Annotated in this window: 22 protein-coding genes; 9 read left to right on the forward strand and 13 right to left on the reverse strand. The window is 73.3% G+C overall.

Annotated elements, in window-relative coordinates:
- Window positions 1-66 precede the first annotated feature (66 nt).
- Window positions 67-771 carry a TetR/AcrR family transcriptional regulator gene (locus AB0N16_RS38100; RefSeq protein ID WP_365805007.1) on the forward strand — a complete coding sequence of 235 codons (705 nt, stop codon included), beginning with the start codon at window positions 67-69 and terminating at the stop codon, window positions 769-771.
- Window positions 772-879: 108 nt separating this feature from the next.
- On the opposite strand, the gene AB0N16_RS38105 is transcribed toward AB0N16_RS38100, so the two are convergent.
- Together AB0N16_RS38105 and AB0N16_RS38110 are read right to left on the reverse strand one after the other, a co-directional pair.
- On the reverse strand, window positions 880-1,308 hold the full coding sequence (locus AB0N16_RS38105; protein WP_365805009.1) for an SsgA family sporulation/cell division regulator: 429 nt from the start codon (window positions 1,306-1,308) through the stop codon (window positions 880-882).
- A 280-nt stretch (window positions 1,309-1,588) separates the two neighbouring features.
- Window positions 1,589-2,017 carry a hypothetical protein gene (locus tag AB0N16_RS38110; protein ID WP_365805011.1) on the reverse strand — a complete coding sequence of 143 codons (429 nt, stop codon included), beginning with the start codon at window positions 2,015-2,017 and terminating at the stop codon, window positions 1,589-1,591.
- 392 nt (window positions 2,018-2,409) lie between these two features.
- Here AB0N16_RS38110 and AB0N16_RS38115 point away from each other — a divergent pair, with 392 nt between their 5' ends.
- The 3 genes from AB0N16_RS38115 to AB0N16_RS38125 are packed head-to-tail and all read left to right on the forward strand — an operon-like array spanning window position 2,410 to window position 4,331.
- Complete coding sequence (locus AB0N16_RS38115) at window positions 2,410-3,141, forward strand: hypothetical protein (protein ID WP_365805095.1); 732 nt, start codon at window positions 2,410-2,412, stop codon at window positions 3,139-3,141.
- Window positions 3,138-3,695 (forward strand): histidine phosphatase family protein, encoded by a 558-nt coding sequence (locus AB0N16_RS38120; protein ID WP_365805013.1) that lies wholly within the window; start codon window positions 3,138-3,140, stop codon window positions 3,693-3,695. Before AB0N16_RS38115 ends, AB0N16_RS38120 begins: the two co-directional genes overlap by 4 nt.
- Before the next feature lie 9 nt (window positions 3,696-3,704).
- Window positions 3,705-4,331 carry a YigZ family protein gene (locus tag AB0N16_RS38125; protein WP_365805015.1) on the forward strand — a complete coding sequence of 209 codons (627 nt, stop codon included), beginning with the start codon at window positions 3,705-3,707 and terminating at the stop codon, window positions 4,329-4,331.
- 125 nt (window positions 4,332-4,456) lie between these two features.
- On the opposite strand, the gene AB0N16_RS38130 is transcribed toward AB0N16_RS38125, so the two are convergent.
- Window positions 4,457-4,819: a cupin domain-containing protein gene (locus AB0N16_RS38130; RefSeq protein ID WP_365805017.1), complete on the reverse strand. Its 363-nt coding sequence runs from the start codon at window positions 4,817-4,819 to the stop codon at window positions 4,457-4,459.
- A gap of 602 nt (window positions 4,820-5,421) precedes the next feature.
- Here AB0N16_RS38130 and AB0N16_RS38135 point away from each other — a divergent pair.
- A complete protein-coding gene (locus AB0N16_RS38135; protein ID WP_365805019.1) occupies window positions 5,422-6,585 on the forward strand; it encodes an exonuclease SbcCD subunit D in 1,164 nt (387 codons plus the stop codon).
- Between the two features lie 28 nt (window positions 6,586-6,613).
- Window positions 6,614-9,604: an SMC family ATPase gene (locus AB0N16_RS38140; protein WP_365805021.1), complete on the forward strand. Its 2,991-nt coding sequence runs from the start codon at window positions 6,614-6,616 to the stop codon at window positions 9,602-9,604.
- A 152-nt stretch (window positions 9,605-9,756) separates the two neighbouring features.
- Here AB0N16_RS38140 and AB0N16_RS38145 read toward each other — a convergent pair whose 3' ends face one another.
- A complete protein-coding gene (locus AB0N16_RS38145; protein ID WP_365805023.1) occupies window positions 9,757-10,209 on the reverse strand; it encodes an Lrp/AsnC family transcriptional regulator in 453 nt (150 codons plus the stop codon).
- Window positions 10,210-10,344: 135 nt separating this feature from the next.
- On the opposite strand from AB0N16_RS38145, the gene AB0N16_RS38150 reads away from it, so the two are divergent.
- Together AB0N16_RS38150 and AB0N16_RS38155 are read left to right on the forward strand one after the other, a co-directional pair.
- Window positions 10,345-10,818, forward strand: coding sequence for a rhodanese-like domain-containing protein (locus tag AB0N16_RS38150; RefSeq protein WP_365805025.1), 474 nt, complete (start codon window positions 10,345-10,347; stop codon window positions 10,816-10,818).
- Window positions 10,819-10,865: 47 nt separating this feature from the next.
- Window positions 10,866-11,381, forward strand: a complete 516-nt coding sequence (locus AB0N16_RS38155) for an immunity 21 family protein (protein ID WP_365805027.1) — start codon at window positions 10,866-10,868, stop codon at window positions 11,379-11,381.
- A gap of 7 nt (window positions 11,382-11,388) precedes the next feature.
- On the opposite strand, the gene AB0N16_RS38160 is transcribed toward AB0N16_RS38155, so the two are convergent.
- The 6 genes from AB0N16_RS38160 to AB0N16_RS38185 all read right to left on the reverse strand — a co-directional run bounded on the left by AB0N16_RS38160 (window position 11,389) and on the right by AB0N16_RS38185 (window position 17,571).
- Window positions 11,389-12,618, reverse strand: coding sequence for a cytochrome P450 (locus tag AB0N16_RS38160; protein ID WP_365805029.1), 1,230 nt, complete (start codon window positions 12,616-12,618; stop codon window positions 11,389-11,391).
- A 34-nt stretch (window positions 12,619-12,652) separates the two neighbouring features.
- Window positions 12,653-14,047 (reverse strand): FAD/NAD(P)-binding oxidoreductase, encoded by a 1,395-nt coding sequence (locus AB0N16_RS38165; RefSeq protein ID WP_365805031.1) that lies wholly within the window; start codon window positions 14,045-14,047, stop codon window positions 12,653-12,655.
- Window positions 14,034-14,261: a ferredoxin gene (locus tag AB0N16_RS38170; RefSeq protein ID WP_365805097.1), complete on the reverse strand. Its 228-nt coding sequence runs from the start codon at window positions 14,259-14,261 to the stop codon at window positions 14,034-14,036. Before AB0N16_RS38170 ends, AB0N16_RS38165 begins: the two co-directional genes overlap by 14 nt.
- 144 nt (window positions 14,262-14,405) lie before the next feature.
- On the reverse strand, window positions 14,406-15,077 hold the full coding sequence (locus AB0N16_RS38175; RefSeq protein WP_365805033.1) for a hypothetical protein: 672 nt from the start codon (window positions 15,075-15,077) through the stop codon (window positions 14,406-14,408).
- A gap of 280 nt (window positions 15,078-15,357) precedes the next feature.
- On the reverse strand, window positions 15,358-17,046 hold the full coding sequence (locus AB0N16_RS38180; protein ID WP_365805035.1) for a DUF885 domain-containing protein: 1,689 nt from the start codon (window positions 17,044-17,046) through the stop codon (window positions 15,358-15,360).
- 33 nt (window positions 17,047-17,079) lie between these two features.
- Window positions 17,080-17,571, reverse strand: coding sequence for an Lrp/AsnC family transcriptional regulator (locus AB0N16_RS38185; RefSeq protein WP_362561907.1), 492 nt, complete (start codon window positions 17,569-17,571; stop codon window positions 17,080-17,082).
- A gap of 59 nt (window positions 17,572-17,630) precedes the next feature.
- Between AB0N16_RS38185 and AB0N16_RS38190 the strand changes: the two genes are divergently transcribed.
- Window positions 17,631-18,839: a PLP-dependent transferase gene (locus AB0N16_RS38190; protein ID WP_365805037.1), complete on the forward strand. Its 1,209-nt coding sequence runs from the start codon at window positions 17,631-17,633 to the stop codon at window positions 18,837-18,839.
- A 76-nt stretch (window positions 18,840-18,915) separates the two neighbouring features.
- Here AB0N16_RS38190 and AB0N16_RS38195 read toward each other — a convergent pair whose 3' ends face one another.
- From AB0N16_RS38195 to AB0N16_RS38205, 3 genes are all read right to left on the reverse strand, one after another.
- The gene (locus tag AB0N16_RS38195) at window positions 18,916-20,328 is read right to left on the reverse strand and encodes a GNAT family N-acetyltransferase (protein ID WP_365805039.1); all 1,413 of its coding nucleotides are present in this window, start codon (window positions 20,326-20,328) and stop codon (window positions 18,916-18,918) included.
- Between the two features lie 179 nt (window positions 20,329-20,507).
- Complete coding sequence (locus tag AB0N16_RS38200; protein ID WP_365805041.1) at window positions 20,508-23,174, reverse strand: DUF6493 family protein; 2,667 nt, start codon at window positions 23,172-23,174, stop codon at window positions 20,508-20,510.
- Window positions 23,171-24,580: an SWIM zinc finger family protein gene (locus AB0N16_RS38205; RefSeq protein WP_365805043.1), complete on the reverse strand. Its 1,410-nt coding sequence runs from the start codon at window positions 24,578-24,580 to the stop codon at window positions 23,171-23,173. Before AB0N16_RS38205 ends, AB0N16_RS38200 begins: the two co-directional genes overlap by 4 nt.
- Between the last annotated feature and the right edge of the window lie 218 nt (window positions 24,581-24,798).

Raw genomic sequence — 24,798 nt, forward strand, 5'->3', positions numbered from 1 at the left:
CCGCGTTCGTGCCATGAGCAGGGTCACATCCTGAATTCGAGGGGGCCCTCATGTTAGCCTGGACGCATGAGCCACCAGCACGTCCTGTCCGCGCCCCGGGAGCCGGCCAAGCCGCTGCGCCGGGACGCGCAGCGCAACAGGGACGCGATCGTGGCCGCCGCCCGCAAGGCCTTCGCCGCGCAGGGGCTGGACGCGTCCCTGGAGGGTGTCGCCCGCGAGGCAGGCGTCGCGATCGGGACGCTCTACCGGCACTTCCCCCGCAGGCTCGACCTGGTCGAAGAGCTCTTCACCGCGAAGTTCACGGATCTGCTGGCCGCGGCCGAAGAGGCGGCGGCCATGGACGACGCCTGGGAAGGGTTCTGCCACTACCTGGAAAAGTTCTGTGAACTGCAGGCCTGCGACCACGCCTTCAATGACCTGGTCTCGGCCCGGCTGCCCGTCCACGCGCTCGGCAGGGGAATGTTCGAGCGCGCGGGAGAACGGGCCGCCCAGATCTTCCGCAACGCCCAGGAGCAGGGCGTCCTCCGCGACGATGTCACCCCGGAAGACCTCGCTTTCGTGATCTGGTCCCAGGCCGGGATCATCCAGGCCACCCGTGCCGTCGCCCCCAACGCCTGGCGCCGCCACCTTCACCTGCTCCTTGACGCCTTCCGTGCCCAGGGCGCCCACGAGCTGCCGGAGCCGCCGCTGACACCCCAGCAGGTCGACCAGACCCTCACCACTCTCGAGTGCCCTGAAGAGGAGTGCCGCGAGTGCCGCGAGGAGACATGAGCCGCGGCGGGTGAGGTCCCAGGGCGACGGGACACACAGCGAGCCCGGTGCCGCGGTCGGCACCGGGCTCGCTCTGTTCTGCCAGGGCGCCGCCGTCCGGAGGGGCGTTCAGTTTCCCGCCAGCAACTGTGCCAGCTCGGCGTCCAGGTCGAGCCGGCTGGATTCGGCCCCCGGCGGCACCACGGACCGCGTCTCGCGCAGGAAGGAATCCACGTCCTGCGCGGGGAACACGAGCAGGGCCGATCCCGCGGGTGCGCGCAGAGCGATGAACACCACGTCGCGTCCCGAGTCGACGGCCGGCCACATGTGCACGTCTCCGCGCCCGGTGCGCTCGCTCAGGGCCTGAGTCAGCATGTCGCGACTGAAGAACCACTCCACCGTTCGCCCCTGGTCCGGGGCCGGGGGGTGGAAGACGGCGCGGACGGCATAGGGGTCATCCGCCTCGTACCGCAGTGCCGCGTACATCGGCACCGACAGGTCGTGTGACACGACGAGTTGCACGGGCAGCTCGTACGCCACGGTTCTGACCGATCTCACTGTCCCTCACTTCTGCGTCCCGCTCGCCGGGCACCGCGATCGCTGCCCGGGTGCTTCGAGGCACGGGACGTGGCGGCACCGTCGGCGTAACCGGAAGCGCCGGAAGGCGAGAGCAGTGCACGCGGGTCCTGCCAGTCGGCCCCGTTCGGCCAGGAAGCTGTTTCATCGGACCGGGCCGGATACCGGCCCGGCGAGCGGTCGGTGTGACGAGCCGCGGCGACGTACCCCCCGGCCACGTCGTCGCGGCTCGTCACACCGACCGTGATGGCCTGCGGCCGCATCAGCGCTGGTGCAGATACCAGGCGACCTGGTCCAGGTACCAGCGGTCGCCGCCGACGCCGTACCGCGCCGTCGTCTCCTGCCCACGGTGCCCGTCCCAGACGTACAGGTGGCGGCCGTCCCGACGCTCTTCCTGCGTGTGGCGGTGAATCCGGTCGTCGCGGTGGTCTTGGCGGTCGTCGCTCTTGTACCAGCCACGGGGGGCGTCCCAGCCGTCGTCCTGTTCCCCGTGGTGGCCGCTCTCGTGTCCGTCCTCACGGTGGCCGTCGCGGTCGCTGCCGGTCGCGAGGGTGGCGATGGAGGTTCGCGTGTGCTCCGCGGGTCCCGGGTCCGTCGCCGCCGAGGCCGAGCCGCCGGCTCCGAGGAGGGCTCCGCCCGCCAGTGCCGTAGAAGCAACGGCGATCGAGACGCGCCTGATCCACGTGTTCATAGTCATTTCCTTGTGATGTGCCGCGATTCCGCCGACGTGGCGGTCGCTGTCATGTCCGTGTTGTGCGATCCGGAGACGCCGGATCAGCCGGTTGCCGAGCTGTGGGGGACATCCTGAGGGGGTCCTCATGTTCGGCGCTGCCCAGCGTACTCGAGGGGGGCCTCATGTTTACGGTGAAGCCCATCACAGCACGTCGGAAGGGGCCGGCCGGCACGAGCGGTGCCCAGACACCGGAGGGGTGCAGGACTCGCGCAATACGTCGCGACAGAAGTCGGGAGAGTCGTCGCGACAGAAGGTGTCCCATGTCCCGCATGTCCCGCATCTCCCGCCACGGTGACCGGAATCGGCGCAAGATGCCTGCGTACGGCCTTCCGCCCGCCTACGCTCAGCCCGTGCTGCGCATCCTCGACGCCAAGACCGGTGAGACCGTCCCCGCCGCCCCCGCCCGCCGTGCCCTGACCCGGGTCGAGGCCCATGCCTCCGGGTACGACCTGACGGCGCTGCGGGTCCTGCTCACCACCGACCTGCTCCTGCGCGCCCTGGAGATCGGCGGCACCCCGGTCCTGCCTCTGCTCACCGCCGACCATCACCAGGCCGAGCTGCACGCCGCCGCCACCACCCTCGGCATCCGCCCCTTCGAGGACGGCCGCGACCTCTCCTCGGGACTGGGCGAGGCCCAGGTCGTCCACGTGGCGGCGGAGGGTGTGACCGTGCCCGGCACCGGGCTGACCGTCGCCGTCGCCCCGGCCGGCGGCCCCGACGCCGGCGTCCTCAACGGGCTCGCCGACCCCGCCGCACTCCGGCTCGCCCTTCTCGACGCCCCGCGCGGCACGGCCGTCCACCTCGGTGCCGGCGCTCTCGACGCGGCCGGGCGGCGGCTCGGGCGACTGCGGCAGGCCGTGGCCCAGTGGGCGCGCAGCCCCTCGCGGCCGGTGCCCGAGAAGGTGCGGGGTCGGCTCCGGGACGCCTGGGAGGACGACCTCGACGTGCCCGGGGTTCTTGGCGTCCTGCGCTGGATGGAGAGCCAGCCCGAGATCCCCGACGGCGCCCGCTTCGAGACCTGCGCCTACGCCGACCGGTTGCTCGCCCTCGACCTCACCCGTGACCTCGGGAGCGCCGCGTGACCGCCCGTGCGAGCGCGGGACCACTGCGCCGCCTGGTCGTCCTGCGGCATGCCAAGTCGGCCTGGCCCGAGGGCGTTCCCGACCAGCTGCGCCCGCTCGCGGCGCGCGGCCGCCGGGACGCCCCCGCCGCCGGCCGTGCCCTCGCCGCGTCCGACTGTCTGCCCGACCTCGCGGTCTGCTCCACCGCGGTGCGCGCCCGGCAGACCTGGGACCTGGCCTCCGCCCAGTGGGGCACACCACCGCCGGTGCGCCACGACCGCCGGGTGTACGCGGCCGGCGTACCCGACCTGCTGGAGGTGGTGCGCGAGGTCCCGCCCGAGGTGGAGACGCTGCTGCTGGTCGGGCACAACCCGGGACTGGAGGAACTGGTCCTGGAACTGGCCGGGGACGGCCTGGACGACACCGTGGAGCAGGTGCGGAGGAAGTTCCCGACGTCGGCGATCGCCGTCCTGGCCTGGCACGGGACGGGATGGGCGGCGCTGGGCCCGGGGACGGCACTGCTGACGGAGGTGACGGTGCCTCGCGGGGAGAAGGGCCGGGAGGGGTCCGCATAGGGTGGGCGGATGCAGGACGAGTACCGCACAGTCGCCCGCGCGGGCACCCATGAGACCGAGGTCAACCGTTCCCGCTTCCTGTGCGCTCTCGCCCCGGCGGCCACCGAGCAGGAGGCCCAGGACTTCGTCGCGCGTGTCCGCAAGGAGCACTCCGACGCCACCCACAACTGCTGGGCCTACGTCATCGGCGCCGACGCCTCCACGCAGAAGGCGAGCGACGACGGCGAACCGGGCGGCACCGCAGGCGTCCCCATGCTCCAGATGCTGCTGCGCCGCGACATGCGGTACGTCGTCGCGGTCGTCACCCGCTACTACGGCGGGGTCAAGCTCGGCGCCGGCGGACTCATCCGCGCGTACGGCGGCGCGGTCGGCGAGGCTCTCGACACCCTCGGCGCGGTCACCCGCCGCCGCTTCCGGCTGGCCACGGTGACCGTCGACCACCAGCGGGCCGGCAAGGTCCAGAACGACCTGCGCGCCACCGGCCGCGAGGTCCGTGACGTCCGCTACGGCGAGGCGGTCACGATCGAGATCGGGCTGCCGGACGCCGACGTGGACGCCTTCCGTGCGTGGCTGGCCGACGCGACGGCGGGAACGGCCGCCTTCGAACTGGGCGGGGAGGCCTACGGGGACGCGTGAGGACCGGTGCCGTTCGGGCATGACGGGCGGAACGCCGGATCATCCTCGGGTGATCGGGGCCCCGTTCGTGCCGACGGAAGCGGATCGCTCAACCTAGGGTGCTGTCCACGCACCCGGACCGACGCTCAGGGTGCCGCTCGGCCGGCCGGGTCGGGGTAGGTGAGGACAAGCATCGTCACCCCGTCCTCGGAGGTCCAGGGCCCGTGCGGCATACCGGGCGGGCGGCACGCGTACATGCCGGCGGTGAAGGTCGTGTCCAGCGTGAGGTCGTGCAGGGCTCCCGACAGGAGGTGGACCTCCTCCCAGAATCCGTGCCGTGCCACGCCCTGGTCGGACGTGTCGGTGCCCGGCGCCCACCGCACGAGCGCGGTGCGGGCACCGGTGGTGGGGTCCTCGGCCAGGGTCTGTTCCTGTACGCCGGGGGCGGCTCCCGCAGGAGTCGTCCAGGGCGCGTCGGGCCAGTGGAACTCCAACTCGGGCTTGCTCATCGGCACACCTCCGGTCGCACACTTCCTGCCTACGGATCGTATGCGCCCGTCCCACGGGAAAGCCGACCGCGGTGCTCCTGGACCCGTCTCATCCAGGGACCACCACTGCCCGCCCCCCTGCAGCACACCAGGGCCTCGGCACCGCAGCGCTCGAGCAGATCGGGAGTGACCGCACCGCTGATCGCGTCCACAGACGCCACGGTGCCGGTCACCTCCAGCCGGTCACCCACACCGGCCGGCGCCCGGTTCTGCCACCCCGCCTCGCGCACCTGCCCGCCCGCGCCCGCGAACTCCGCGGCGGCACGACAGAGGAGCTGGTCGGTGTGGCCGGCCAGAGGTTTGTCGCTGGTCCAGCAGCCGGACCGGCAGGGGCAGTTCATCGGAGACACTCGGCAGAGATGGCGCGCAGGACCGCGGCCCCGCCCGCGTCGGCAATCGATACGGGCACCTTCTCGCCGCAGCTCGCTCCCACCGCCCCGCTCGCGGTACCAGAACAGGGGGCGACATGCGTTAGTGTGGCGGATGTTCATGACGAGCCTCGTGCTGGTTCGTGCTGGTTTCAGAGGCGCAGTAGGGGTAAACGTGCAGTTCAGGGCGTTTTCATGAGACTGCTGCACACGTCCGACTGGCATCTGGGCCGGGCGTTCCACCGGGTGAACATGCTCGGCGCCCAGGCCGATTTCATCGGCCACCTCGTCGCCACCGTGCGGGAGCACGCCGTCGACGCCGTGGTCGTGTCGGGAGATGTGTACGACCGCGCGGTCCCGCCGCTGGCCGCGGTCGAGCTGTTCGACGGCGCCCTGCACCGGCTCGCCGACCTGGGCGTGCCCACGGTGATGATCTCCGGCAACCACGACTCGGCTCGCCGTCTCGGCGTCGGCGCCGGCCTCATCGACCGCGCCGGCATCCATCTGCGTACCGAGCCCTCGGCCTGCGGAACGCCCGTCGTCCTCGCCGACGCCTTCGGCGACGTCGCCTTCTACGGCCTGCCGTACCTCGAACCCGCCCTGGTGAAGGACGAGTTCGCCGTCGAGAAGGCCGGGCACGAGCCGGTGCTGGCCGCCGCCATGGACCGCGTCCGCGCAGACCTCGCCGCCCGCGACCCCGGCACGCGTTCCGTCGTCCTCGCGCACGCCTTCGTCACCGGCGGCGAGGCCAGCGACAGCGAGCGGGACATCACCGTCGGCGGCGTGGCCGCCGTCCCGGCCGGAGTCTTCGACGGCGTCGACTACGTCGCCCTCGGCCATCTGCACGGCTGTCAGACGATCACCGAGCGCGTCCGCTACTCCGGCTCCCCGCTGGCGTACTCCTTCTCCGAGGCCGACCACCGCAAGAGCATGTGGCTCGTCGACCTGGCCACCGACGGCACCGTCACCGCCGAGCGCCTCGACTGCCCGGTCCCGCGCCCGCTGGCCCGCATCCGCGGCACGCTCGACGACCTGCTCGCCGACCCCGCCCTGACCCGGCACGAGGACGCCTGGACCGAGGCCACCCTCACCGATACGGTCCGCCCCGCCGACCCGATGGCCCGCCTCACCGAGCGCTTCCCGCACACCCTCAGCCTGGTCTTCGCCCCCGACCGCGCACCGGACGACCCCGATGTGACCTACGCCCGCCGCCTGGCCGGCCGCACCGACCGCCAGATCGCCGAGGACTTCGTCGCCCATGTCCGCGGCGCCGGCCCCGACCAGCGGGAACTGACCGTGCTGGGCGAGGCGTTCGACGCCGTGCGCGCGGACGCCACGGTGCGGGAGGTGGCGCGGTGAGGCCCTGCGCGCGACGGGAGGCCGTCCGGTGAGGCTCCACCGGCTCGACATCACCGCCTTCGGCCCCTTCGGCGCCACCCAGAGCGTCGACTTCGACGCGCTCTCCGCCGCCGGGCTCTTCCTCCTGCACGGCCCGACCGGCGCCGGAAAGACCTCCGTCCTGGACGCCGTCTGCTACGCGCTGTACGGCACCGTCCCGGGCGCCCGCCAGAGCGGCCAGGGCACCTCCCTGCGCAGCGACCACGCCGACCCGGCCACCCGCACCGAGATCCGCCTCGAACTCACCGTCGGCGGACGCCGGTTGGAGATCACCCGGCAGCCGCCCTGGGAGCGCCCCAAGAAACGCGGCTCCGGCACCACCCTCGACAAGGCCCAGACCTGGCTGCGCGAGTACGACGCCCCGGGCGCCGCCTGGAAGGACCTCAGCCGCTCCCACCAGGAGATCGGCGAGGAGATCAGCCAGCTGCTCGGCATGAGCCGCGAGCAGTTCTGCCAGGTCGTCCTGCTGCCCCAGGGCGACTTCGCCCGCTTCCTGCGCGCCGACGCCGGCGCCCGCGGCCAGCTGCTCGGCCGACTCTTCGACACCCAGCGCTTCGCCGACGTCGAGAAACGCCTCGCCGAGCGCCGCAGGACGACCGAGGCCCGGGTGCGGGACGGCGACTCCGAGCTGCTGGCCGACGCGCACCGCATGCAGCAGGAAGCCGGCGACGCGATGGAGCTGCCGGAGCTGACCCCGGGCGAGCCCGGTCTCGCCGAGGCCGTTCTCACCGCCGCCGCCGTCGCCCGCAGCACCGCCCGCGAACGCCTCACCGTCGCCCACTGCCGCCTCACCGCGGCCGAGTCCGCCCAGTTCACCGCCGACCGCGCGCTGGCCGATGTCCGCGAACTGGCGCGGCTGCAGGGCCGGTTCGCCGAGGCGCGGGAGCGGGCGGTACGGCTGGAGGAGCGCGCCGGGGACCGCCGTGCGGCGCAGGCGCGGATGGAGCGGGGGCGGCGGGCGGAGTCGGTGGCGCCGGCGCTGGAGCTGCGGGAGGCCGCCGAGGCCGGGCACCGCGAGGCGGCCGCCGCCGAGGCACGCGCGCGTGCGTTGCTGCCGGAGACCTTCGCGGAAGCCGGAGCGGCAGGGCTCGCCACCGCTGCCCGCCGGGTCGCCGAGGAGCTGGGCGGCCTGGAGTCCGCGCGCCGGGCCGAGCGACGGCTCGCCGAGGTGGTCGACGAGCGCGGGCACCTGGACCGGCAGGAACGGGACGACGAGGACGCCCGGCGCGAGGCGGCGGGCTGGCTCGCCGACTGGGACGCCCTGCGCGCGGGACTGCAGTCCCGTATCGACTCCGCGCAGGAGGCCGCGACCCGTGCCGAGCAGCTCGCCGTACAGCGCGAACCCGCCCGCCGGCGGCTGGAGGCGGCGCGGCTGCGGGACGAGCTGGGCCGGGACACGGGCGAGGCCCAGCGCGCAGCCCTGACCTCCGCGCGCGAGGCCGTCGACGCACGGGCCCACTGGCTCGACCTCAAGGAACAGCGGCTGAACGGCATCGCCGCCGAGCTGGCCGCCGATCTCACCGACGGCGCGCCCTGCGCGGTCTGCGGGTCCACCGAACACCCGGCGCCAGCAAGGAAGTTCGCGGGACACGTCGACCGGGAGGCGGAGGAGCGGGCGCTCGCCGCCTACCAGCGCGCCGACGAACAGCGCGCCGAGGACGAGCGTCGCCTCGGCACCGTCCGCGAGGCACTGGCCGCCGCCACCGCCGAGGCGGCCGACACACCTACCAGCCAACTCGCCGCCGAGGCCGACGAGTTGGAGCAGGAGTACGCACGGGCCCGGCGCGGCGCCTCCGACCTGCACGCGGCGCACGAGGAGCTGCGGCTCGCCGAGCAGGAGCGCGAGCGTCGGCTGGCCGGCCGGCAGCAGGCCGAGGTCCGGGCCGCGGCCCGGCTGACCCGGCGTGACGGTCTCGACGCCGAACATGCCTCCCTGCAGGAGGAGTTGGCGAAGGCCCGGGGCGGTGCGGTCAGTGTCGCCGCACGGGCCGCGCAGCTGGAGCGGCAGGCGGCGCTGCTCACGGACGCCGCCGACACCGCCCGCGCCGCCGACGACACCGCCCGGCATCTGAAGGACGCCGACGCCCGGCTCGCCGACGCCGCCTTCCGGGCCGGCTTCGACACCCCGCAGGACGCGGCCGCCGCCCTCCTCGACGACACCGCCCACCGAGAACTCCAACGGCGTCTGGACGACTGGCAGTCCGAGGAGGCGGCGGTGCGCGCCGTACTGGCGGAGGCCGACACCGCGGCGGCCGCCCAGCAGCCGCCCGCCGACCTCGAAGCGGCGGAAGCCGACGCCGCCACGGCGGGCCGGCGGCTGCGCGACGCGGCCTCCGCCCGGGACCGGGCCGCCGACTGCTGCGCCGAACTCGACCGGCTGTCCGCCCGCGCCACCGAGGGCGTACGCCGGCTCGGGCCGCTGCGCGAGGAGTACGAGCGGGTCGCCCGGCTCGCCGCCCTCACCGCCGGCACCTCCGCCGACAACGAGCGCCGGATGCGGCTGGAGTCGTACGTCCTGGCGGCCCGCCTGGAACAGGTCGCCGCCGCCGCGACCGTACGCCTGCACCGCATGTCCTCCGGCCGCTACACCCTCGTCCACTCCGACGACCGCACCGGACGCGGCCGCAGCGGCCTCGGGCTGCATGTCGTCGACGCCTGGACCGGGCGCGAACGGGACACCGCCACCCTGTCCGGCGGCGAGACCTTCTTCGCCTCCCTCGCCCTCGCCCTCGGCCTCGCCGACGTCGTCACCGACGAGGCCGGCGGGGTCCGGCTCGACACCCTCTTCATCGACGAGGGCTTCGGCAGCCTCGACGAACAGACCCTGGACGAGGTCCTCGACGTCCTCGACTCGCTGCGCGAACGCGAGCGCAGTGTGGGCATCGTCAGCCATGTCGCCGATCTGCGCCGCCGCATCCACGCCCAACTGGAGGTGGCGAAGGGCAGATCGGGCTCGGCGCTGCACCAGCGCGGGGTCTAGTGCTGCGACCGGAGAGGTTCACCGGCTCGCGACGCCCGGCACGGCACCTCGCGGGTTTGTCCCACCACCCGAGTACATCCAGTACGCGGATGATGCCCCGCCTTGCGATGCACCGCACCGGACGCCGCGAGCTTCCCGGCAGACCTTTCCGGTCACAGCACTAGACCGATGGCGCGGCGGGGGAGGGGCGAGGAGTAGACGACGCTCGTCGTCACCGAGCCCAGGGTGCCGATCCTGCCGGAGATCTCCTCCAGGTGGCGCATCGAGCGGGCGGTGACCTTGATGACGAAGCAGTCGTCGCCCGTGACGTGGTGCGCCTCCAGGATCTCGGGGGTGGCGGCGACCAGGTCGTGGAACGGCCGGTAGTTGGCGTTGGGGTAGCGCAGCCGGACGAAGGCGAGGATCGGCAGGCCAAGCCGCTCCGGGTCGACCACCGCCGCGTACCCCTGGATCACGCCCGCCTCCTCGAGGCGGCGCACCCGCTCGGTCACCGCGCTCGGGGACATCGCGACGGCACGCGCCAGTTCCGCGAAGCTGGCCCGGCCCTCGCGCTGGAGGACATCGAGAATGCGCCAGTCGGTGGCGTCCGGGGAAAACACGGTCATGGGCGATGGATAACAGGGAATCCCCGGCCGGACAAGGCCAGGGCCGGGAATCGCACCTTCAGGGCGGTCGGTCACCGGCCGTAGATTTCAGGTCAAGGAGATCCGCCGCACCGGCGCCTCAGCGAAAGGCCCCAGATGCCCGCCCCCACCGTGAACCCCGTCCTGCGCGTCGCCCCCGCCGCACCGGCCGAGGCCGCCGCCCACTTCCGGGCGAGCCTCGTCTTCCACGCCGACGTCTCCGACGTGGCCGCCGCCCTCGCCGCCGACGACGACCCCGGCTTCGTCGTCCTGGACTCCCGCTCCACCGAATCCTGGGACCAGGGCCACATCCCCGGCGCCGTCCACCTGCCCACCGCACTGATCCCCGAGCAGGCGGCCCGGCTCCTCGACAGGGACGTGCCCGTGGTGACGTACTGCTGGGGTCCCGGCTGCAACGGTGCGACCCGTGCCGCCCTCGCGCTGGCCGAACTCGGCTTCCGGGTCAAGGAGATGCTCGGCGGGTTCGAGTACTGGGTGCGTGAGGGCTTCGAGTTCGAGACCTGGCAGGGCCGGGAGCGACGCGCCCCGGACCCGCTCACGGCACCCGTCGCGGGCGACTGCGGTTGCTGATTCCCGGAGGCGAACCTGTGCCGTCGCTGTCCGTGTAGGTTCACCCCATGACTCGTTATGCGGATCCAGGCGCGGTGGAGTGGGTGGAGTCGGGCGGCGGCCCACTCGTGGCGGTCCCGGAGACGGTCCTGCCGTTCTGGGCCGGAGCCGACAGCGAGGAACTGGCCACCGACTACGACCGGGCCTGCGAGGTCGACGGCTATGTCGGACTGCTCCCGGTCGGGGACAGCGCTGCCCTCGTCCTCGGTGACGAACCCGCCTCGACGTCCTTCCTGCCGGACCACGGCACGTTCGTACGCTGGTCCGCCGCCAACTCCGAGGACGAACTCCTGGCACAGGTCCCCGCCGCGCTCGACAGCGCCGTGTGGGAGAACGAGATCCGCTGGCAGGTCCCGGGCCCCGTCGTCCTGTTCGACTCCGCCTGGCCGGGTGGCGAGGTCGAGGGCGGGGACCATCTGCGGGTCCCGCTGGAGCCCGGCACCTACGAGGTGCGCGCCGCCTACACCAGGCCCGGCCCGGAAACCTGGCTGGGTCTGGTGCAGTTGCGCCGGATAAAGTCCTGACGAACCCTCACTTCATGCCGTCGATCGCGATGTTCAGGTGGCGCGGGCCGCGGAGCACCGCGTTCGGACGGTAGGGCGGCGGGTCCTCGACCAGCCGTGGGTTGTCGAGCCGGCGGGCCAGCTGGGCCAGCGCGAGCTGGGCCTCGATGCGGGCCAGCGGGGCGCCGAAGCAACTGTGGATGCCGCTGCCGAAGCCGAGGTGCTGGATGTCCTGGCGATCCGGGTCGAAGCGATCGGGGTCCTGGAACCGCTCCGGGTCCCGGTTGCCGGCCGCCAGCACGAGCCAGATGCGCGAACCCTTGGGAATGGTCACCCCGCGCACTTCGATGTCGGCGATACAGGTGCGCTGCGGCACGAGCTGCACCGGTGGCTCGTAACGCAGCAGTTCCTCCACGATCCGCACCGACAGTCCCGGGTCGTTGCGGAGCCGCTCCAGGACCTCCGGGTGCCGCAGCAGCGTGAGCATGCCGTTGGTGATCAGGTTGACGGTCGTCTCATGGCCGGCGATGAGCAGCAGCACCGCGGTGCTCAGTACCTCCATGGTCGTCATGGAGCCGTCCGGGCCACTGCTGTGCACCAGGTCGGACAGCATGTCGTCACGGGGATCCTTGGCGCGCTGCTCCACCAGCCCGTTCAGGTACATGCCGAGCTGCAGCCGTGCCTCCTGCGCGGTGCGCTGGGAGTCGGCGGCCGTACGGCTGTCGGGGTCCAGACCGGCGACGATCGGGTCGACCCAGGTACGGAAGCGGGGCTCGTCCTCGCGCGGCACGCCGAGCAGCCGGCAGATCGCGGTGACCGGGAAGGGGTAAGCGACCTGGTCGACGAGGTCGAACTCCCGTGCGTCCCCGAGGCCGTCGATCAGGCCGGTGATGGTCTCCTCCAGCTGGCCCCGCATGTTCTCGATCCGGCGCGGCCGGTGCGGTGGCCCGAAGGAGCTGTTGGCGATCCTGCGGAGCCGGTCGTGCTCCGGCGGGTCGAGCCGGATGAAGCTCGGCGGCAGTCCCGTCGCCTCCGGACCGGACAGGTCGTCGTGCCCGCCGGCGGTCACGTTGGACTCGTCGGAGCTGATCCGCGGATCGTGCAACAGGGCCTCGATGTCGTGGTACGAGCTGATGAGGTAGGGGCCGTCGTCCTCCTCATGCAGCACCGGCGTCTTGCGGAGTTCCTCGTACACCGGGTACGGATTGGCACGGTTCGCGAAGTCGGTGATCTGGCGCAACATCGAGGTCTGCGGCATGACAGGTCCTTGGAGCGTCGGGGCCGGGGCGCGGTCAGTGGCGGGCGGGGTGGAAGACCAGCTGCTGGTCGGTCGGCGAGTAGCCGCTGAGGGTCACCATGGGGCCGTGCGTCGGCAGGGCGGGGTCCGGGAAGTCGGCGTCGACCGGCACCCGGCCCTCGGGACGGCGGTCCACCGTCGGGAACTCCACCGGGAACGGCGCGCCCTTCTCGATCTGCCGCTGGTAGAACTCCAGCCACCGGGTGTTGTCGAAGCTCACCGCGGCGATCGTCCGGCCCTTGTAGCCGTACACCCCGACGAACCGGCGTTCGACCAGCGAGCCCTGCGTGATCATGATCTGCTCGCCCATCGGCGGCACCCCGACGGACTTGATGTTCACCCCGAACTGGGACGACCAGAACGCCGGCACCCACAGATGCGGCCTGCGCTCGGCGCTCGGGCTGATCATGTTGTGCGCGGCGATCTCGGCCTGCGCGACCGCGTTGCCCCAGTGCTCCAGGGAGAGGAACTGGTAGCCGAACAGCGCGTGCGGGGACCGGGCGACATCGCCGGCGACGAAGACGTCGTCGGTGACGATGCCCCGGAAGTCGAAGGCACGGCAGCCCGCGTCGCAGGCGATGCCCTGGGGACCCGCGCCGAGACCGGATCCGGTGAGCCAGCCGGTGTTGCGGGTCGCGCCCAGCGACACGATCACCACGTTCGCCTCGACGATGCTCTCGTCGGACAGATGGACGGCGCGCACCCGGCCGGCCGGGTCGCCCTCCAGCGCGGTGACCATGACCCCGGTGCGCAGGTCCACGCCGTTCTCGCGGTGCATGTCGGCCGCGACCGCGCCGATCACCCCGCCCAGGGCACCCACCAGCGGCGCGCCCGCGCGTTCCGCCACGGTGACCTCGATCCCGTGCTCCCGGCAGGCCGAGGCGATCTCCGAACCGGTGAACCCGGCGCCGATCACGAACACCCGGCGTGGGCCGGCCTTCAGCCGCCGCTGCAGCGCGGCCGCGTCGTCCCGGGTGCGCAGGGTGAACACGCCGTCCAGCCGGGCCTCGTCCTCCTTGGGCCAGGGCCGGGCGCTCACGCCCGTCGCGATCAGCAGACGGTCGTACTCGACCTCGTCGCCGTCCGCCAGCCGTACCCGCCTGGCCTCGATGTCGAGACCGGTCGCCGCGACCCCCAGCCGCCACTTCGCGTCGATCTCCCGGCGGTGGGGAAGTTCGGTGTGCTGGGGGGACGCCTTGCCGAGCAGCACCCCCTTGGACAGCGGCGGCCGGTCGTACGGCTCGTACGGCTCGTCGCCGATCATGGTGAGTTCGCCGGCGAAGCCCTCGGCACGCAGTGTCTCGGCTGCGCGCAGCCCGGCCAGTGAGGCACCCACGATCACGATCCGGCCCTCGCGCCGGAGCCAGTCGAGATAGTCATTGGGCGGCATCGGACGTCCTTCCCACGGTCTCGTCGAGGCCGTCGGCCGTGATGGCCTGCACGGGGCAGGCGGCGACGGCGCGGGCCAGCCGTTCCCGCTGCTCCGCCTCGGCCCGCGGGTCGTAGACGAGCGATTCCTCGCCGTGCATGGTGAAGATGTCCGGAGCGAGGAACGCGCACTGGGCGTATCCCTGACATCTGTTGAGATCGACGACAAGGCGCATCATGGCTTCGCCCTTCCGGTGGCCAGGTGTCGTGCGTACCGCCAGCCCGTCCGTCCGGCCTTGGACGGCGGGGAACTCCCCGCCCGCCAGCATGGGAGCCCACGCCCGGCGCCGCGCGCCGAGGCGTTCCGAACGGGTGAGCCCTCAGGACGCCGGGGCCGTGGCGGAGCGGCGGAAGCCCGCCACCACGAGGTACGAGCTGAGCAGCAGCGACCATGCCGGGAACACCAGCTCGGCCCAGGGCACGATCGACGACACGAACAGCAGGACCACGGTGCTGAGGAAGCCCAGCACCGTGAGCCAGCGCGGCAGGATGCCCAGGCGGTGCCCGATCACCGAGGTGGAACAGACGAAGACGGCCGCCATCCGCATCGCGTACCCGGTCATCAGCGTGTACGCGAAGTGCTGACCGAAGTCCCAGGTGGGCCGGGAAGGCGAGGTACCCGCCGGATGCGCGGTGTCCAGCAGGGCCGCGGCCGCCGCGGCGGCGCCGAACATCGTGGCCGTGAAGACCAGCCCGCTGCCGAGGAACACGGTGGCGATGAACCGGTCCTCGCTGTCTCCGACATGGGTGCGCACCGCGCCGATGAACCAGAGGAAGAAGATGCCGGCGAACGGCACCAGCATGAGCGCCGCCTGGACGGCGCTGCGCCGGGCGGGGTCCGGTGCCTGGGTGGTGACCGCGTCGGCGCCCTGCGGGATGCCCAGCCGGATCAGCACGATCGCGGCGGCCAGCAGCAGGGCGAAGACGATGCCGGCCACACCGGCGGAACGGGGGGCCTCCAGTGGCTGCCGCCGGGGCGTGGAGGTCTGCATGCGCGGCTCGCTTCCTGTGCGATGGCCCCCCGCACCAGCAAGCCGCCTGCGCCCGGCCGACGCCACCGGAGCACCCCCGAACGGCAGACGGCGCCACATCGGTCGACGTCTCCGGCGCGCTACCCGGCGTGAGCGCGGCGAGGTCCAGGCGGTCGTGGCCGCGCGGGTCCCGGCCGGACAGGGGTCTGCCCGACGACCCGGCTGCGCTCCTCGCAGGAGGCGCACCGGGTCACCGGGCAGGTCGTCGGCTCCGGGGGCGGCTGCCGCACCCGGAGTACCGTCAGAGCTGGGACAGCTCGTCCACCAGGTCGTCCAGGCCCAGCGAACCCTGGGACAGGGCCGCCATGTGCCAGGCCTTGAGGTCGAAGCCGTCGCCGCGCCGCTCACGGGCCTGCTCCCGGCCCAGCAGCCAGGCCCGCTCGCCCAGCTTGTAGCCGATGGCCTGCCCCGGCATGGACAGGTAGCGGGTCAGCTCGCTCTCCACGAAGTCCGCCGGGCGGCTGCTGTGCGCGCCGAAGAACTCCTGCGCCAGCTCCGGCGTCCAGCGCTCCCCGGGGTGGAAGGGGGAGTCGTCCGGGATCGTCAGCTCCAGGTGCATGCCGATGTCGATGATGACCCGCGCGGCGCGCATCATCTGCGCGTCCAGGTAACCGAGCCGGCGCTCCGGGTCGGTGAGGAAGCCCAGCTCGTCCATCAGCCGCTCCGCGTACAGCGCCCAGCCCTCGGCGTTGGCACTGACCATGCCCACGCTGGCCTGGTAGCGGGAGAGGCTCCCGGCGATGTGCTTCCACTGGGCCAGCTGGAGGTGGTGGCCGGGTACACCCTCGTGGTACCAGGTCGAGACCAGGTCGTAGACCGGGAACCGGGTCTCGCCCATGGTCGGCAGCCAGGTGCGGCCCGGGCGCTCGAAGTCGTCCGACGGCGGCGTGTAGTAGGGCGCCGCCGCGCCGCCGGGGGGAGCGATCCGGGACTCGACGCGGCGGACCCGCTCGGCCAGGTCGAAGTGGGTGCCGTCCAGCTTCTCGATGGCCTCGTCCATCACGGACTGCAGCCAGCGCTGGACCTCGTCGACGCCCTCGATGTGGGTGCCGTGCTCGTCCAGGTGCGCCAGCGCCACCCACGGCGTGGCCGCGCCGGGCAGGATCCTCTCGGCCTCGGTCTTCATCTCGCCGAGCAGCCGGTGGTATTCGGACCAGCCGTACGCGTACGCCTCGTCCAGATCGAGGTCGGTGCCGTTGAAGTAGCGCACCCAGCGGGCGTACCGCTCGCGGCCCACCACGTCCGGCGCACCCTCGATCGCCGGCGCGTACACGTCGCGCATCCAGTCGTGCAGCGCCACCACACCCTGGGTGGCGGAGCGGGCCGCCTCGTCCAGCTCGGCGCGCAGCGCCTGGGGCCCGGACGCCGCGAACTGCTCGAACCAGCCCTTGCCGTCGCCCGTGTCGGCCCACTCGCCGAGCTGTCCGACGAAGGTCGCGGTGGCGCGCGGACCGGCGTACAGCTTCCGGTCCAGGCCGAGTTCGAGGGACTGCCGGTATCCCTCCAGCGCGGCCGGCACCGCGCGCAGCCGTTCTGCGACCGCCGCCCAGTCCTCCTCGGTGGCCGTGGGCGTCACGGTGAACACCTGGCGTACCGCGTGCGCGGGCGAGCTCAGGTTGCTGACGGAGCGCAGGCTCTCGTCCGCCTCGTGCACGGCGAGGGAGGCGCTGAGCCGTTCGCGCAGCAGACGTGCGCAGCGACGTTCGATGTCACTGTCCGCGCCGGGCTGCCGCTCGGCCTCGTCGAGCCGGGCGAGCGTGTCACGCTGGAGCCGGGCGAGCGCCTCGCGGCCGGCCGGCGAGGTGTCGGGCAGACGGCTCGAACTCTCTTTGACGCCGAGGAACGTACCGGTGATCGGATCGAGGGCGATGAGCTCGTCGACGAAGGTGTCGGCGACCTGACGGGGCAGCGGGCTGTTGGTCTGTGACATGCGGTCCATCCTTGTACGACGGGCCGCCGCACGTCACTGGGATTGAGCTGACGGCGTAGGCGGGAGCAGCGGTCCGCACTCCCACTGCTGGAAGATCAGGCGGGTCTCCACCCGGGCCACTTCGCGCTGGGACGTGAACTCGTCCAGGACCAGCCGCTGGAGGTCCGTCATGTCGGCCACGGCCACATGCACGAGGTAGTCGTCGGGACCGGTCAGATGGAACACCGTCCGCGACTCGGGCAGCGCCCTGATCCGCTCCACGAACGGCCCCACCAACTCCCGCCGGTGCGGCCTCACCTGCACCGACAGCAACGCCTCAAGACCGCGCCCGAGCTTGGCCGGATCGAGCTCCAGCCGGTGGCCGAGGATCACTCCGGAGCGCCGCAGCCGGGTCACCCGGTCCAGACAGGTGGACGGCGCCACGCCCACCCGGGCGGCGAGATCGCGGTAGGTGGTCCGGGCGTCGTTCTGCAGCAGCCGCAGCAGATGCAGATCGACCGGATCCAGTACGACAGATTCGGCCATGCGGCGAACGTAACACGGTGTCCACGCCCCACGCCCCGCTCGATGTTCACCCTTCGGCCATGGACTCGACGAGCACTTACGACGACTCAGTGCGCGCCTGCGACGACTCGGTGAACCTCCGCGCCGGCGCGACGCGACTGTCCGGCGCCCCGCGCGCCCTGGCCACCGAGGCCGTGCACGCCGGCCGCGACGACCTCGCCCGCCAGGGCCTGCACGCCCCGCCGATCGACCTGTCCACCACTTACCCGTCCTACGACAGCCGTGCCGAGGCCGCCCGCATCGACGCCTTCGCCACCGACGGCGCGGACCCGACCGGACCGCCGGTCTACGGGCGGCTCGGCAACCCGACGGTCGCCCGCTTCGAGACCGCCCTGGCCCGCCTGGAGGGCACCGAGTCGGCCGTCGCCTTCGCCAGCGGCATGGCCGCGCTGAGCGCCGTGCTGCTCGCCCGCGCGGCGACCGGCCTGCGCCATGTCGTCGCCGTACGGCCCCTCTACGGGTGCAGCGACCACCTGCTCACCGCCGGTCTCCTCGGCACCGAGGTCACCTGGACCGACCCGGCGGGCATCACCGACGCGCTGCGCCCGGACACCGGTCTGGTGCTGGTCGAGTCCCCGGCCAACCCGACCCTCGCCGAACTCGACCTGCGGGCCGTCGCCCACGCCTGCGGTACGGTCCCGCTGCTCACCGACAACACCTTCGCCACCCCCGTGCTCCAGCGCCCTGCCGAACACGGCGCCCGGCTGGTGCTGCACAGCGCGACCAAGTACCTCGGCGGCCACGGCGACGTCCTGGCCGGGGTGGTCGCCTGTGACGAGGAGTTCGCCGGGCAGCTCAGGAAGATACGTTTCGCCACCGGGGGCGTGCTGCACCCGCTGGCCGGCTATCTACTGCTGCGCGGCCTGTCCACGCTCCCGGTGCGGGTCCGCGCCGCCTCCGCCACCGCCGCCGAACTCGCCCGCCGCCTCACCGCCGACCCGCGCGTCGCCCGCGTCCACTACCCGCGGCTGGGCGGCGCGATGATCGCCTTCGAGGTGTACGACGACCCGCATGAGGTCGTCTCCCGGGTACGCCTGATCACTCCCGCCGTCAGTCTCGGCAGCGTCGACACCCTCATCCAGCACCCGGCGTCCATCAGCCACCGCGTCGTCGACGAGGGAGACCGCCGCAGCGCCGGAGTGAGCGACAGCTTGCTGCGCCTGTCGGTGGGCCTGGAGGACGTGGACGATCTGTGGGCGGACCTGGACCGGGCACTGGGGCCGCACTAGCCGCGCCCCTTCAGGGGCGCGGGGAACTGCGCGACCCGCCGCGATGCACCCGCAGCCGCCGCGCAGTCCAACGCCCCTACGGCGCTTCGGACTTCCCCGTCTCACCCGCACCGGAAAGCCGTCCCGCGGCAGTCACGGCATTCCCCGGCTCCGCCGGAACCGCCGCCAGCCGGGCCGTGATGACCAGCGTCCCCTCCTCGATCTGGTAATCCAGCGGCAACTCCAGCCCCCGCATCGCCGCCACCATCCCGGTGTTGGACGCCTGCGTCACCGCGTACACGCTGTCGCAGCCGGCCTCGATGGCCATGCCCACCAGGCGACCCAGCAGCTCGCGGCCGATCCCGCGCCGCTGCCAGTCGTCCTCGACGAGCAGCGCGACCTCCGTCTCGTCCCCGTCCCACAGCAGGTGCCCGAGGCCGACGATCCGGCCCGAGGCGGTCTGTACGGCCAGCGTCCGGCCGAAGCGGGGGCTGAGCAGGTGGTTCAGGTAGCGGTCCGCGTCCCCGACCGGGCCGTGGTAGCGCAGCCCGAGGGTCCGTGCCGAGCAGCGCTCGTGCATGGCCTTCGCGGCCTCCACGTCACCGGTGTCAGCCCGGCGTACGGTGATCTCCCTGCCCTCGGGCAGGGTGAGCACGTCCTGGCTGTGCGGGATGCGTGGCCCGAGCCGGGCGTCCAGTTCGACGAGCGCGCGCGCCCGCGCGAACTCGGTCGGCGTGAACGGCAGATACGGCCGCTCCACGGTGATCACTCCACCCTCCGGTGCGCGCAGCCGCATCACGGTGTCCTCCAGCACCCCTTCGACGGGAACCGTCTCGGGGCGCCGGGCCCCGCCGACCGGATGGGCGGGGAGCGAGCGGATCGTGCACCTCCCCAACAACTGCCGGAGGGCCAGCGGAAGTTCCGCCGCGTCCAGTGCGGTTCGGGTCGCCAGGCCCAGTACCCGGGTCGGGGCGTCCACCAGATCGTGCGCGTCGGCCCGCTCGATCCAGGTGTCCCTGCCCCCGGCCAGCGCGACCGCCCGGGTGATCTCGGCGGCCGTCAGCGGGCCCGGGGCCCGCAGCAGGAACTCGTCGACCGTGCCGTCGCCCAGCGGATGCGTCTGCAGGTTCAGGATGTCGACCGCGTGCCCGGCGAGCCCGGCGCACAGCACGGCCAGCGAACCGGGCACGTCCCGCACGGTGGTGCGCAGCCGCCACAGCGTGCTGTCCGCGCCTTCGCCCCCCGGAGCCTGCGCACCGGGCCCGGCCTGCCGTGTCCTGGTGACGGCCGACCGGGCGCCGGTATCGCTATGGGGCACCGGAGGTGCGTGACCTGGGCGCCTCGCCCACCACACGTGGAAGCCGGCCGTGGCGGCCAGCACCAGTGCCGAGATCACCAGCAGCGCCGGGCCGTCGGGGCCGTGCCCGATCAGGTTCGCCACCGCGTCCGCGACCGCGACGGCCGTGAACAGGGCGGCGAGTTCGACGACGTCCCGTCGCCAGTGGTGCACGGGGCGTCCGTTCCGTGTGCGCCTCACGTCAGACATGTCTCGATTCATGCATCCACTGTGAAGGAAGGGTGTTGCGTGATCACGAACGCTCTGTGACTGACGGGTAAAGCGTGCTTATGTTGTTTTTGTTTAGTTTTCTACTGTTACGGCGTCCCTGAAATGACCGGTTCTGGTCCCCGTCAGGCGGCCACCTGTGCACCCAGCGCGTCCCGCAACCGGCGGGCCTGGACCACCAGACGGGACGAGCCGCGCCGAGCCGCCGCCTGGGAGAGATGGGGCAGCGCACCGCTGGCCCCGGACCGCTCGGCGCACTCGGCGGCGACCGCGAGCAGCTCTCCGAGCCCACGGGCCGGACCCGGTGTGCCCGCGCCCGCCGTCGCGAGGTCGGCGAGCAGCACGGGAAGGGTGTGCCGGAGCATCTCCCATATCGTCGTGTTGGCCCCGGTGGCCGCGGCCGTCCGCGCCGACTCGGCCAGCCGCAGCGGCTTCACCGCTCCGCGCCGGACCAGCTGGCCCAGGTCGGCGCCCAGCCGCTCCGCGTCGAGCTGCCCGCGCGCGGCCAGTACCAGCAGCGCGTCCACCGCGGCGAGCCGGTCCTCCTGATGCCGGGAGCCCAGCCCGTAGGCCACGCACAGACGGGTGCTCCCCCCGGCGGTGCCGCCGGACTCGGCGAGCAGCGGAAGGGCGGCGGCCATGCCCCGCTGGTCGTCCACGGCGGCCTGGGACAGATCGTGCACCAGCCGCACGGCGACCAGCTCGCGCTGTTCCGGGAGGATGGCCAGCCAGTGCTGGTGGTTCTCCTGGCCCCAGTGGTGGCAGTACCGCCGCCCGTCGCCGGCCGTGACCGGCCGGCCCAGCCGCCGGAACGCCTCGGGGAAGTCCGCCTGGAGTTCCAGGACTTCACCCGACTCGACCAGGATCCGCACCCCCGAGATCCGGTGGTGGGACGTGGGCAGGGCGGGTGCCCCGGCGGAGAGCCGGCGTGCCAGCCGCTCGCCCTCCGGCGTGCCGAGTGCCGCCGCCCGCTCCGCCGCCGCCAGGGCCGCCGCACGGTCCTCGCGGCGCACCCGCAGCAGCGCCTGCGCGAAGTCGGCGGCACCGACCCGGGCGCCCAGCCGACCGTAGACCGCGAGCCGGTCGACCAGCTCGCCCGGTTCCAGAAGCCCGGTGCTCCACGACGGCGTGGCCAGCAGCAGCGGCTGAGGATCCGTCCGTATCCGGTACGCCAGTTCACGCAGCCGGAGGTCGAACACCCGGGAGAACCCGGTGTGCGCGCACTCGTGATCGGCCGGTCCGCGCTGCTGGGCGGCGAACAGGGTGTCCGTGCCGACGACGCCGAACAGCGTGGCCAGCAGCAGTTCCAGGCCGTCCCGGGCGCCGAGGAGGCCGTAGCGGGTGTTGCCGAAGTACTCGTCGGTGTGCCACCAGCGGCGGGCGTCGGGCTGCCTCCACCAGCGGGTGGCGGCCACCGGTTCGAGCGCCGCCCGCAGCGCGTCCTGGTCGCGGTGGGCGTGCCGGGCCAGCCCGTCCAGCGCCCGCTCGAACGCCGCCACGTCCCCGTCGGCCGCCAGCAGCGCGCCGACCTCCTCGGCGAGTTCCACCGCCGAATCCGGAGCCGGTGCCGCCCGGAACGGCTCCGGCGCCGGCGGCAGCACCTCCTCGTACTCCTCGGGCGCCGCCACGGCCGCGATCCCCACGGCTTCGGCCGCCCGGATACGCAGGACGGGACTCAGCTGTCCGGCCGCGCCGGCGATGCCGCACCGGGCCGCCGGATCGTCGAGCCGCTTCGCGTGCCGCTCCACCAGCTTCAGCGCCCGCTCCTGCACCTGGGTGTCCTCGTGCCCGAACGCCTGGGCCACGGTCGGCAGCAGCTGTGCCGCCGAGGCCGGCTCACGGGCGAGCGCCTTGCCCAGCAGCACCAGCTGGGCGCGCACCAGCTTCTTCTCGGTGCGGAACAGCAGTCCTTCGGAGGCCTCCGCCAGCTGCCGTGCGGTGAGTTCGCCGTCGAGCGCCAGGGCGGCGAGGACCGCCTGGGCGTGGGCGGCGACGGGGGAGGCGGCGTCCCGGGCCAGCGCCGTCCAGTCGGTGACGCGCTCGCGCTCCTCCTCCCGGGTGAGGGCGAGCTGGAGCAGCATCGGCAGGAAGATCCGGTGGTCGGTCGGACCGCCGCCGCGCAGCAGACGGGCGACACAGGCGTCGACCACCGCCCCGCGGTCCAGTTCACCCGTGCGGGTGAGTTCCGCGATCGCGCTCTGCCAGGAACCGGGACCGTCGCCGAACAGCCAGCGGACCTCGCCGACCTCGGAGATCTCGAACAGGCCGTTCACCAGCGGCGCGAGGTCCGGCTCGGCCCGCAGCCGGTCGATCAGGGGGACGCGCCCCCAGCCGTGGCCGATGTGCCGGACCCAGCCGACCACATAGGCGTCCGTCACCGGCACCTCGCATCCCGAGCGGCGCACCAGTCCGGCCATCAGCGGGAAGGGCACGTCCGCGGAGACCGGCCGGGCGGCGAGGCGGTACGCCACATCGGCCTGCCAGCCGGTGTCCCGCTCGGCCAGCGCCCGCAGCAGCGTCTCCGCCGGCGCCTGCCGCCAGCGCATGTCCGCCCCGGCGATCCAGGCCGCGGCCGCCGCCGCCCCCGAGTGACACATCGCCCCGGCCACCTGAAGCGCCGGATACATGCGCTCGAGCCGGCTCCGCTGGTCCCACGGCAGGGCCCGCACCTCCTTGCGCAGCCTCTTCAACTCCGGTAGCAACGCCCGTCGCTCGGTATCCGGCGTCTTCCTCAGCAAGGCCTCCGTCTCGCCCGCGCGCCCCATCCGCACCGCTTCCAGCACCGCGCTCATCGCGTACCCCCGTCGATCTCCGCCATGTCCTGCTCCATCGCTCCACCGCGCCGCACCATCCGCACCGCCAGCGCGTGCTTGCACGGCCCGCGCCCGCCCCGGTACTTCGCCCACCACAGACAACTGCAGCTCAGCACTCCCGCCGCGTCCCGCACCCGGTGCACATGACCGTCCTCGGCCGTCACCGTGCCGACAGCGCCGTCGACGGTCACCGCGCCCGCGGCGGCCAGCGCCCGGGCCGAGCGCAGCCGGGGGTTGTGCCGCTCGACGCGGCCCGCGTCGTACGGCAGCTCGCGGTGGAAGTAGGCGGCCTCCGCCGTGTCGTAGCCGACGCGTCCCGAGGTGCCGAGGCGGATCAGAGCCGCCCGGACCCGCTCCGGGGTGAGCCCGGCTGAGGCGGCCAGGTCGGCTACGTCGACCCGGGGCTCCCAGGCCAGCAGCACCGCGATCAGCTCCGCGTCCTCGGCGGCCGCGTCGGTGGCGAGCGCGTCCAGCACCCCGCCCTCCCCGGAGAACCCGCGGGCCGGGTCGGGCGACAGGGTCAGCGTCAGCCGCATGCCCGGCAGCACGACCTCCCAGGCGGCGGCAGTACCAGAGACCGCGAGGGCGCCCTGCGGGCCGTAGACCCGCAACGCCGTCGCATGGCGCAGCACCCGCTGGAGCGCGGCCAGCCGCTCCGGTCCCGGCAGGCACACCGCACCCGGCACCGGGCGGGTCGTCGGCCGCAGCCCCCGGCCCGCCGGCACCACCCAGCGGGGGCCGGCCGAGCCCCGGCGGGCCGTGCCGGCACGGGGGAGCGAGCGCAGGAACCGCACCGCCTCGTCGGCCGGCAGCTCGGCCCGCAGGTCGAACCCGGCCGCTATGACCTGGGCCTCCGCGAAGCCGCGCAGCCAGCGGTCCGGCAGCGGGACCTTCTTCTCCACCACCGGGCCGTCGAGCGTGGTCACCGCCAACTCCTCGGGGCCGACGCGCAGATGCAGCGGATCGTCGGTGCCGAGCCGGGAAAGAGCCTCCCGGAGTGGGTTGTTGACGTCGACGTTCGTCGTGCCGTGGCCCACCTCGCCGCCGTCCAGGCCCGGGCCGAGGACGTCCAGCCGGGCGTACACCCCGCCGCAGCCGGAGAAGGACTCGAAGCGGAGCCGGTCGCCGTTGCCCGTCACCACCGGGTCCAGCGAGGCGCGCAGCTGCGGCTGGTAGTACCGCGCCGCGGCCACGTCGGCCACCGCGAGCAGCCCGGCGGCGGCCACCTGAGGCGAGGTCAGGAAGCCCGCGAAGAACCGCGGATGGTCCTCGACGCCGGTGGGCGTCGCACCCCGGGAGGTCTCCAGTCCGAGATGGCGTCCGTCGGCGGCGGAGCGCAGCACGGAGGGTTGGCGATAGGCCACGGCCTGTGAAGATCGCGTCATGGAAAAACCGTAGGGGCGACCACTGACAATCGGCTCTGACCTGCGAATACGCGCTGCGGGCAAGGAAGTTCGAGGAGGCTGCGAGGGGCGCGCGGCGGGGCCCGGCGGGACCCGTGCCGCGGAGTCGGGGAGTAGGGCCCGGCCCGTGCCGAGGAGGTGGCGGAACCCGTGCCGGGAGTGCGGCAGGGCCCCGCACCGGGGGATGACGCCGGTGCGCG

This window comes from Streptomyces sp. NPDC051105, assembly GCF_040682795.1.
Lineage (GTDB): Bacteria > Actinomycetota > Actinomycetes > Streptomycetales > Streptomycetaceae > Streptomyces.

Excerpts from the sequence above, each read along its gene's own strand:
- AB0N16_RS38135 (WP_365805019.1), top strand. The coding sequence starts at position 5,422 with ATGAGACTGCTGCACACGTCCGACTGGCATCTGGGCCGGGCGTTCCAC.
- AB0N16_RS38150 (WP_365805025.1), top strand. The coding sequence starts at position 10,345 with ATGCCCGCCCCCACCGTGAACCCCGTCCTGCGCGTCGCCCCCGCCGCA.
- AB0N16_RS38130 (WP_365805017.1), bottom strand. The coding sequence starts at position 4,819 with ATGAGCAAGCCCGAGTTGGAGTTCCACTGGCCCGACGCGCCCTGGACG.
- AB0N16_RS38160 (WP_365805029.1), bottom strand. The coding sequence starts at position 12,618 with ATGCCGCAGACCTCGATGTTGCGCCAGATCACCGACTTCGCGAACCGT.
- AB0N16_RS38145 (WP_365805023.1), bottom strand. The coding sequence starts at position 10,209 with ATGACCGTGTTTTCCCCGGACGCCACCGACTGGCGCATTCTCGATGTC.
- AB0N16_RS38100 (WP_365805007.1), top strand. The coding sequence starts at position 67 with ATGAGCCACCAGCACGTCCTGTCCGCGCCCCGGGAGCCGGCCAAGCCG.
- AB0N16_RS38205 (WP_365805043.1), bottom strand. The coding sequence starts at position 24,580 with ATGACGCGATCTTCACAGGCCGTGGCCTATCGCCAACCCTCCGTGCTG.
- AB0N16_RS38125 (WP_365805015.1), top strand. The coding sequence starts at position 3,705 with ATGCAGGACGAGTACCGCACAGTCGCCCGCGCGGGCACCCATGAGACC.
- AB0N16_RS38185 (WP_362561907.1), bottom strand. The coding sequence starts at position 17,571 with ATGGCCGAATCTGTCGTACTGGATCCGGTCGATCTGCATCTGCTGCGG.
- AB0N16_RS38170 (WP_365805097.1), bottom strand. The coding sequence starts at position 14,261 with ATGCGCCTTGTCGTCGATCTCAACAGATGTCAGGGATACGCCCAGTGC.
- AB0N16_RS38155 (WP_365805027.1), top strand. The coding sequence starts at position 10,866 with ATGACTCGTTATGCGGATCCAGGCGCGGTGGAGTGGGTGGAGTCGGGC.
- AB0N16_RS38165 (WP_365805031.1), bottom strand. The coding sequence starts at position 14,047 with ATGCCGCCCAATGACTATCTCGACTGGCTCCGGCGCGAGGGCCGGATC.
- AB0N16_RS38110 (WP_365805011.1), bottom strand. The coding sequence starts at position 2,017 with ATGAACACGTGGATCAGGCGCGTCTCGATCGCCGTTGCTTCTACGGCA.
- AB0N16_RS38200 (WP_365805041.1), bottom strand. The coding sequence starts at position 23,174 with ATGAGCGCGGTGCTGGAAGCGGTGCGGATGGGGCGCGCGGGCGAGACG.
- AB0N16_RS38175 (WP_365805033.1), bottom strand. The coding sequence starts at position 15,077 with ATGCAGACCTCCACGCCCCGGCGGCAGCCACTGGAGGCCCCCCGTTCC.
- AB0N16_RS38180 (WP_365805035.1), bottom strand. The coding sequence starts at position 17,046 with ATGTCACAGACCAACAGCCCGCTGCCCCGTCAGGTCGCCGACACCTTC.
- AB0N16_RS38190 (WP_365805037.1), top strand. The coding sequence starts at position 17,631 with ATGGACTCGACGAGCACTTACGACGACTCAGTGCGCGCCTGCGACGAC.